Here is a 1,444-nt window from a genome sequence, read left to right on the forward strand (position 1 = left end):
AGCCGGTCATGGCCGCGCTGGTCGCGGCCGGCCTGGCGGCCGGGCTTGCCGTCGCGGCGATCATCGCCGGCGTCGTGGCGCGCCTCGCCGGGCTCGACCCGCGCGGCTTCGCCTGCGGCGGCGGCACGCGCAACGTCACGCTGCTTTGGGCCGCGACGGATGCCGCGCTGCCCGGCCCGGTGCTCCTTGGCTTCCAGGTCGCACTGTTCTGGGCCTTCCTAATGCCTGCGCTCGTCGCCCTGCGCCGCCAGGGGTGATTTCGCCGCGCGGCGAGATGCCGTATGCGGAACTTATGCCCCGTGTCGCCTCCCGCACCCCGCTGCGCATCGCCACCTGGAACATCAACAGCGTGCGGCTCCGCCTGCCGCTGCTGAAGGACCTGCTGGCCACGCTCGAGCCCGACGTCCTCTGCCTGCAGGAAACCAAATGCCCCGACGAGGCCTTCCCGCATGAGGGCATCGCCGCCCTCGGCTTCGAGCACCGCCTCGTCCGCGGCATGAAGGGCTATAACGGCGTCGCCATCCTCTCGCGACGGCCACTGCTGCTGCGGGAGGACGACCCGGACTGGTGCGGCAAGGGCGATTGCCGGCACCTCGGCGCGACCATCGACGCCCCGGGCGGGCCGATCGAGTTGCACAATTTCTACGTCCCCGCGGGCGGCGACGTCCCCGACCGCGCGGCGAACCCGAAATTCGGCCACAAGCTCGACTTCGTGACGGAAGCCACCGCCTGGTCCGCGGCGACCCCCGCGAAGCGGGCCATCCTGGTGGGTGATCTCAACATCGCCCCGCTCGAGCACGATGTCTGGTCGCACAAGCAGTTGCTCGACGTGGTGTCGCACACGCCGGTCGAGGTCGAGGCGCTGACCGGCTGGCAGCAGGCTGGCGGCTGGCACGACGCGCTGCGCCACTTCGTGCCGTCGGACCAGAAGCTCTACACGTGGTGGTCCTATCGCGCGCGGGACTGGCGCGCGGCGGATCGCGGCCGACGGCTCGACCATGTCTGGGTCAGCCCCGACTTGGCCGGCGGCCTCGCGCGGCATGTGATTCTCAAGGACGCACGGGACTGGGCCCAGGCCTCGGACCATGTCCCGGTGATGGTGGAGATCGCGGCATGAATGGACCCGTCATCGGCCGCCGCGCCGGGCTGCTGGCGCTGCTCGCGGCCCTGGGCGCCTGCGCCGCGCCGGAGCCGCCCGCCCCCGTGGTTCCCGCCGACCCCGATCCCGACCCCGAGACGGTCTATACCCCCGGCCCGATCCCCTGGGAGAACCTGACCGAGGAACACAAGCGCCGCGCCCGCCAGGGCCTGACGCGGCTTGGCGAGGACGTGCCCGACGACGAGACTCTCCAGGCGCGCTGGATGATCACGCCGCCGGCGCAGCAACGCTACCTGATCCGCCGCCCGCCGCCGCCGCCAGCGCCGCGCCAGGCCGCGCGCGGCC

General features: G+C 72.6%; 2 protein-coding genes and 1 pseudogene. All 3 read left to right on the forward strand.

The genetic code is table 11. The features are described 5' to 3' along the window. Nucleotides 1-257: hypothetical protein (locus HW578_RS26525; protein WP_198373692.1), on the forward strand; the 257-nt coding region annotated here is incomplete at its 5' end. A gap of 35 nt (nucleotides 258-292) precedes the next feature. Next, nucleotides 293-1,117 carry an exodeoxyribonuclease III gene (locus tag HW578_RS26530; protein ID WP_198373693.1) on the forward strand — a complete coding sequence of 275 codons (825 nt, stop codon included), beginning with the start codon at nucleotides 293-295 and terminating at the stop codon, nucleotides 1,115-1,117. Then, nucleotides 1,114-1,444, forward strand: a pseudogene (locus tag HW578_RS26535) (hypothetical protein); the annotation flags it as partial. The gene HW578_RS26530 and the pseudogene HW578_RS26535, both read left to right, overlap by 4 nt.

This window comes from Roseomonas rosulenta (assembly GCF_016106005.1).
Taxonomy (GTDB): domain Bacteria; phylum Pseudomonadota; class Alphaproteobacteria; order Acetobacterales; family Acetobacteraceae; genus Neoroseomonas; species Neoroseomonas rosulenta.